Origin of the sequence: Xylanibacter rodentium, from assembly GCF_013166575.1 — a bacterium.
GTDB lineage: Bacteria > Bacteroidota > Bacteroidia > Bacteroidales > Bacteroidaceae > Prevotella > Prevotella rodentium.
This window is the reverse complement of the sequence record NZ_JABKKE010000006.1, coordinates 185,107-191,508: the sequence shown is the minus strand read 5'-3', so window position 1 is coordinate 191,508 and position 6,402 is coordinate 185,107. Positions and strand designations below refer to the sequence as shown.

Sequence of the window (6,402 nt, the reverse complement as noted above, 5' to 3'; positions counted from 1 at the left end):
TAGAAAAAACACCAAGTACGACATACAATACAAAATTTCAGTATAAAAATAAAAATAATCGGAAAAATATTTGGATTTTTACATAGAAAGCAGGGCGCGGAGTGTCGATGTTTGATTCCCGTGGTGCCGCTTCGCTCTGCCCCGGGCTATGTGCTCGTTGCCTTTTTCAAGGCGCATCCATCCTATATCCGAGTGATTATGTAGTTTGATTCTGTTGACTAACTTAATATATTTATTTGACTATGATTTCAGAAATGAGCGACAAGTTTTGGACACCCTACTTTTCAAGGCGACCCATTATACAAAAACAAATTCATGCCTTCATATCAAAAGCAAAATTATAAGTTAGTCAACACATAACTGTTTCCTGATTTATCATCTAATTTTCAGGTAGCAGATGAAATGGCAATTTTCTTATTGTTTATGTCATTTATGCCAATTCTTACATATTATGGTCCCTGCGTCTTATTTAAAATAGAGAGGTATCCCAAACTGTTGACAATGGATAAAGTTATAGTGTGCATATGTTTTTAATATAAATTCGTCAATTCCAGACGGATGAGCGGTGGCATGCCACAGTCCGTATGCAATTGGTTCAAGGCCGCTGTACTGCTGGTTCAAGGCCGTTGTACTGCCAGTTCAAGGCCGTTGTACTGTCATTGCATGGTCCGTGTGACGGGCCATAAGGCAGGTTATGGATGTCTGTTTCCGTATTATTAATATTTGCAAGCCTTATTTTCGTTAAAATTAAATTAATTTTGCAGGTGGACAGATTACAGGCTGTCGGGCGTATGGAATGATGCTACAGAACATTCGGCATGTTCCGGCCACGATGTGTGCCACGCTTAATCAATCCGGCAAGATGAGCATATTTGGAGTAGAAGAATTTGAAACGATGTTCCGCGAGGAATACAGGCGGTGCCTTTCCACAGCCCTGCAGATTGTGGGCGACGCCGAGGCCGGCCGCGACATCGTGAGCGACAGTTTTGCCGCCGTGTGGAAAAACCGGGACAACATCGATGCCGAAAAGATGCGCGGCTACCTGTATGCCTGTGTCAGAAACAAGGCTCTCACCCACATGAAGCACATCCGCATGAGCGACAGCCTTGACAGCGGGGCTCATATTGCCGTGGCCGACGACGGCGATGCCGACCTGATGCTGCGCGAGAGTCGTATCGAGGCGGTGGAGCGCGAGCTCGACACCCTGCCCGAACGCACGCGTTACGTACTCGAGCAGTGCTACTACAGGAGGCGATCCTACCGCGACGTGGCCGACGAGCTCGGCATATCAACAAACGGAGTCAAGAAACATATAGTGAAGGCAATGGCCCATCTGCGCTCCGCTTTAACATAGATAAACACAAGAAAGGTACCCGAACGGCATCCTCTGCCGTCTTATAATCAAAAACCTGATGAAAAATGAATATTGACGATAATAATATGAACGACACCGGGCTTGACGATCTGCTGCCCGAAGCCGACGAACAAGACATCATCCGTGCCGCTTTTGCACGCCGTGAAGCCGCTTCGGCCGACATTGATGCCGAATGGCGTGAGCTGAGCAGGCTCACCCGCACACGCCCCCGTAGGCCGGCTTTGTTCATAGCCGCTGCCGTCGCTGCATGTATTGCCGTCGTCGTGCTGCTGTCTCTGCCTCAAGACCGTGTCGACAGACAGGTGGCCGTAATCACGCACATGGACATTCCCGGCGACATTTCGCTCACTGACGACAGCGGCCGCGCCTATGATGTGGACACGGCCGAGGTCACTTTTGCCGGCAAACCGCTTTCCGGCACGCATACCACGATGATGGTGATGGCCACTCCGCGCGGCCGCGACTGCCGTGTCACACTGTCCGACGGCACCCGTGTGTGGCTCAACGGCGAGAGCGAGCTGCGCTTTCCGTTCGGTTTTACGTCCGGACGGCGTGAGGTGCATCTGCGTGGCGAGGCATTCTTCGAGGTGGCGAAGGACCCGCAGCGCCCCTTTGTCGTGACGAGCGACTACTATTCGGCCACCGTGCTCGGCACGTCGTTCGACGCCCGTGCCTATTCATCGGACGATGCGAGCGTGACCCTTGTCGAGGGCAGCGTGCGGGTCAGTCCAGCCGGAAGCGCGTCGGCTCTCGTAGTCGAGCCGGGCTGCATGGTCACGTTCGGTGCCGCAAGCATGATGAGCATGTCCGAAGTGGATGTCTATCCCTGCCTTCAGCGCAAGGAAGGATACTTCTATTTCGACCAGGCTTCCATGCTCGACATAATGATCGAGCTGGGGCGGTGGTACAACAAGACCGTTGTCTTCGAGGATACAGCTGCCATGTCCACCATGCTCCACTTCGTTGCAAGCCGCAGCGACAGCCTCGAAACCGTGCTCCGTCACATTGCCGAACTTGACAATGTCGAGATAGAATATACCGAAGACGACATTACGATAAGATAGACGGTGCTTCGCATAAGCCAAAATCCGCTCCGTCAGACATTTGCAGGGACGTGTTTTTCGCTGTGCCCGGCAACACGTCCCTGCCATAGAATCATAAATATAGAAAGTTTTGTGCAATATCCGTATCTTTCTACAGCCTCGATAATCTTGTCGGAAACGTTCATGACCGTTGCAAGCGGCCGTACGGACCGTAAGCCGACAGCATCGCCGGGTATATGTAAGGTGGGTGTAAATATTCGATTTTGATACGGTTGTGCGATGAATTTGCGATAATTTGTTATCGAAAATAAAGTTTTTGCGATAAAACGGTACCTGTTTTGCAGTTTTTAAGTCTAAATGATAAAACGCGACATGTAATTTATTGTTTAACATAACTGACGGACATGAAAAGAGAAAAATCAATCGTCATCCCTGTCTTGGTCTGCCTGATGCTCTTTGTGAGGACCGCATCTGGATTTGCACAGGGTAACAGTGTGTCGTTGAAGTGCGACGACATGCCTCTGCCTGCCGCACTGTCGCAGGTGGAGCGACAGTCAGGGCACTACAAAATCAACTACAACTACGGTGAACTGACCAGACACAAAGTGACGGCCGACGTAAGGGAGAAGACGGCTCCCGAGGCCGTGAGGCTGCTCATAGCCGGACTGCCGCTGACGTCGACAGTGAGCGGCAAGTATATCCAGGTGAAGAGTGTGGCCGGAAAGGCAGCCGATGACGTGCCCGCCGTGCGCGGCCGTCTGCTCGACAAGAACGGCGAACCGCTCGTCGGCGCCGCCGTCAAGGTGGCAGGCACACAGCAGGGCACCGTGACCGATGCCGACGGATGTTACGTTCTGGAAGGAGTGGAGCCGGGCGAGACGCTCGAATATTCGTACGTGGGCATGAAGACATACCGGCGCAAGGCATCGTCCAAGCCGGTCAGCATCATCATGGAAGACGATGCCACAGTGATCGGCAATGTCGTCGTCACCGGCATGCAGCGCATGGACAAGCGCCTCTTCACCGGTTCGTCGACCACCATCGATGCCACCGAGGCCAAGATTGACGGCATTGCCGACATAAGCCGATCGCTTGAGGGACGTGCCGCGGGAGTGACCGTGCAGAACGTTACGGGAACATTCGGCACAGCCCCGCGAATACAGGTGCGCGGAGCGACTTCAATCTACGGCAACAACTCGCCGCTGTGGATTGTGGACGGAGTGATACAGGAGAACGTTATTGAGGTGAACACCGACGACCTTTCGTCAGGAAATGCCGAGACGCTGCTCTCGTCGGCCATAGCCGGGCTCAATGCCGACGACATCGAGAGTTTCCAGATTCTGCGCGACGGTTCGGCCACATCCATTTACGGTGCACGGGCCATGGCGGGTGTGATAGTGATAAACACCAAGAAGGGCCGCAGCGGCAAGACAAGCATCAACTATACCGGAGAGTTTACCATGCGTCTGAAGCCGGGCTATAACAATTTCAACATCATGAACTCGCAGGAGCAGATGTCGGTGTATCAGGAACTGGCAAAGAAGGGTTATATGAATCCGGCCGACGTGGCCAACGCCAGTCAGAGCGGTGTCTACGGCAAACTGGCCGGACTGATAGCCACCGGGGCGGTGGTAAACACCGATGCCGGCCGCAACGAGTGGCTGCGCAAGCAGGAGTACAGAAACACCGACTGGTTCGACCTGCTCTTCTCGAACAGCATCATGCAGAATCATTCTGTGTCGTTGTCTGCCGGAACAGACCGCAGCCAGCACTATGCCTCCATCAGTCTGATGGACGATCCGGGGTGGTATCGTCAGAGCCGGGTGAAGCGATATACGGCCAATGTGAACTCTACGTTCACCTTCTCCGACAAACTGAAGCTCAACATTATCGGCAATGCATCGACCCGAGAGCAGCGTGCGCCGGGCACGCTCAGTTCCGAGGTCAACCTGGTGAGCGGCGAGGTGTCGCGTGCCTTTGACATCAATCCGTATTCATATGCCCTCAACACATCGCGTGTGCTCGACCCCGACGATTTCTATACACGAAACTATACGGCCTTCAACATATTCCATGAACTTGACAACAACTATATCGACCTCAATACCCACGAGTTCAAGATACAGGCATTGCTGAGCTACAAGCCTGTGGCAGGCCTCGAAGTAAACCTGCTCGGTGCCGCCAAGCGGGCCTCTTCCACATCTGAGCACAACGCCACCGAGCGTTCCAATCAGGCCAACGCCTACCGGGCCATGGGCAACACCATCATCCGCGACAACAATCCTTATCTGTGGAAAGACCCCACAGACCCGTATGCCGTGCCGGTGAGCGTGCTGCCTGAGGGCGGTATCTATGACATGACGACATACAACATGACATCGTACGACTTCCGCGGGACGGCAAGCTACAATCGTATTTTCAGTCAGAAACACATTGTCAACGTGTTCGGAGGTGTGGAGATAAACTCCGTGAAGCGCAACAGCGACTGGTCGCGGCAGTGGGGACGCAACTATGAGTTCGGAAACATCGGCAAGTTCGACCCCGACATGTTCGACAAGCTGTCGCAGGAGGGCTCAGGCTATTATGACGTGACAAACGGACTGGAGCGCATGGCGGCTTTCTTCGGCAACGCCACATATTCTTATAAGGGGCGCTATATCGTCAACGGCACCCTGAGATATGAGGGAACGAACACTCTCGGAAGTGCCCGCAAGAGCCGCTGGCTGCCCACATGGAACGTGTCGGGAGCATGGAACGCACACGAGGAGAGATGGTTCGGACGTTTATCGCCGTGGTTGAGTCATTTCACGATAAAGGGCTCGTACTCGCTCACGGCCGACCGCGGACCGTTCAGCATATCCAACTCCAACGCCATCATAAAGAGCCAGATTGCATGGCGCCCCGTGAGTGCCGACCAGGAGACGGCACTGAAAATCGTGGAACTGGGCAACTCGGAGCTGACATATGAGAAGAAGCACGAACTGAGCCTGACGGCCGACATGGGATTTCTGGGCAACAGGATTAATATGGAACTGAGTTACTACAGCCGCCGCAACTTCGATCTCATCGGACCCATCACCGTTCAGGGCGTCGGCGGTGAGATAAACAAGTTCGGAAATATAGCCGACATGAAGTCGGGCGGATTCGAACTGTCGCTCAGCTCGAAGAACATCAAGACCAAGGACTTCGAGTGGAACACCACGTTCCTCTATTCGCATCAGACCAACGAGGTGACCGATCTGAAGAACAACTCGCGCATCATCGACCTTGTGCGCGGCAACGGTTTCGCGCTCGAGGGCTATCCGGTGCGCTCGATATTCTCCATTCCTTTCAACAAACTGACCAATGAGGGACTGCCAACGTTCAAAGTTGTCGGCGGACAGACTACCACCGACGGAATAAACTTTCAGGAATATGCCGACCTGGGGTGGCTGAAATATGAAGGCTCGTCGGATCCTACAGACTATGGCTCGCTGGAGAATACGTTCAAATACAAGGGACTGCGCCTTAACGTCTTCATCGTCTACTCGATGGGCAATGTGGTGCGTCTTGATCCGGTGTTCTCAAACACATATTCGGACATGGTGGCCACGCCACGGGAGTTCAATAACCGGTGGTCGTCGTCGGGCGAAGAGAACAGGACAACGGTGCCGGTGATACCGTCGCGCCGTCAGAACTTCCTCAATCCGAATCTCGCTGTGGCCTACAATGCCTACAATTACAGTACTGAGCGCATTGCCAGCGGCGACTTCATCAGGATGAAGGAGATATCCCTCGACTATACTTTCCCAACGGCATGGCTGGCTCCTATTGGGGTGACCAATCTTAACTTGAAGCTACAGGCCACCAATCTCTTCCTGATATATGCCGACAAGAAACTCAACGGGGCCGACCCTGAGTTTTTCAACACCGGCGGTGTGGCATCGCCGATGCCGCGTCAATATACCATGACGGTAAGGTTAGGATTCTGAAACAAACAAACGA

3 protein-coding genes are annotated in these 6,402 nt (G+C 53.1%); all 3 read left to right on the top strand.

Going from position 1 to position 6,402, the window contains the following annotated elements:
* Positions 1–862 precede the first annotated feature (862 nt).
* The 3 genes from HPS55_RS05365 (at position 863) to HPS55_RS05355 (ending at position 6,389) form a co-directional block, all read left to right on the top strand.
* Positions 863–1,354, top strand: a complete 492-nt coding sequence (locus HPS55_RS05365) for a sigma-70 family RNA polymerase sigma factor (protein ID WP_172177150.1) — start codon at positions 863–865, stop codon at positions 1,352–1,354.
* A gap of 65 nt (positions 1,355–1,419) precedes the next feature.
* Positions 1,420–2,439, top strand: a complete 1,020-nt coding sequence (locus HPS55_RS05360; RefSeq protein WP_172177148.1) for a FecR family protein — start codon at positions 1,420–1,422, stop codon at positions 2,437–2,439.
* 383 nt (positions 2,440–2,822) lie between these two features.
* Complete coding sequence (locus HPS55_RS05355; protein WP_172177146.1) at positions 2,823–6,389, top strand: SusC/RagA family TonB-linked outer membrane protein; 3,567 nt, start codon at positions 2,823–2,825, stop codon at positions 6,387–6,389.
* Positions 6,390–6,402: the final 13 nt, after the last annotated feature.

Coding starts and splice junctions, on each gene's coding strand:
- HPS55_RS05365 (WP_172177150.1), top strand. CDS start 863: ATGAGCATATTTGGAGTAGAAGAATTTGAAACGATGTTCCGCGAGGAA.
- HPS55_RS05355 (WP_172177146.1), top strand. CDS start 2,823: ATGAAAAGAGAAAAATCAATCGTCATCCCTGTCTTGGTCTGCCTGATG.
- HPS55_RS05360 (WP_172177148.1), top strand. CDS start 1,420: ATGAATATTGACGATAATAATATGAACGACACCGGGCTTGACGATCTG.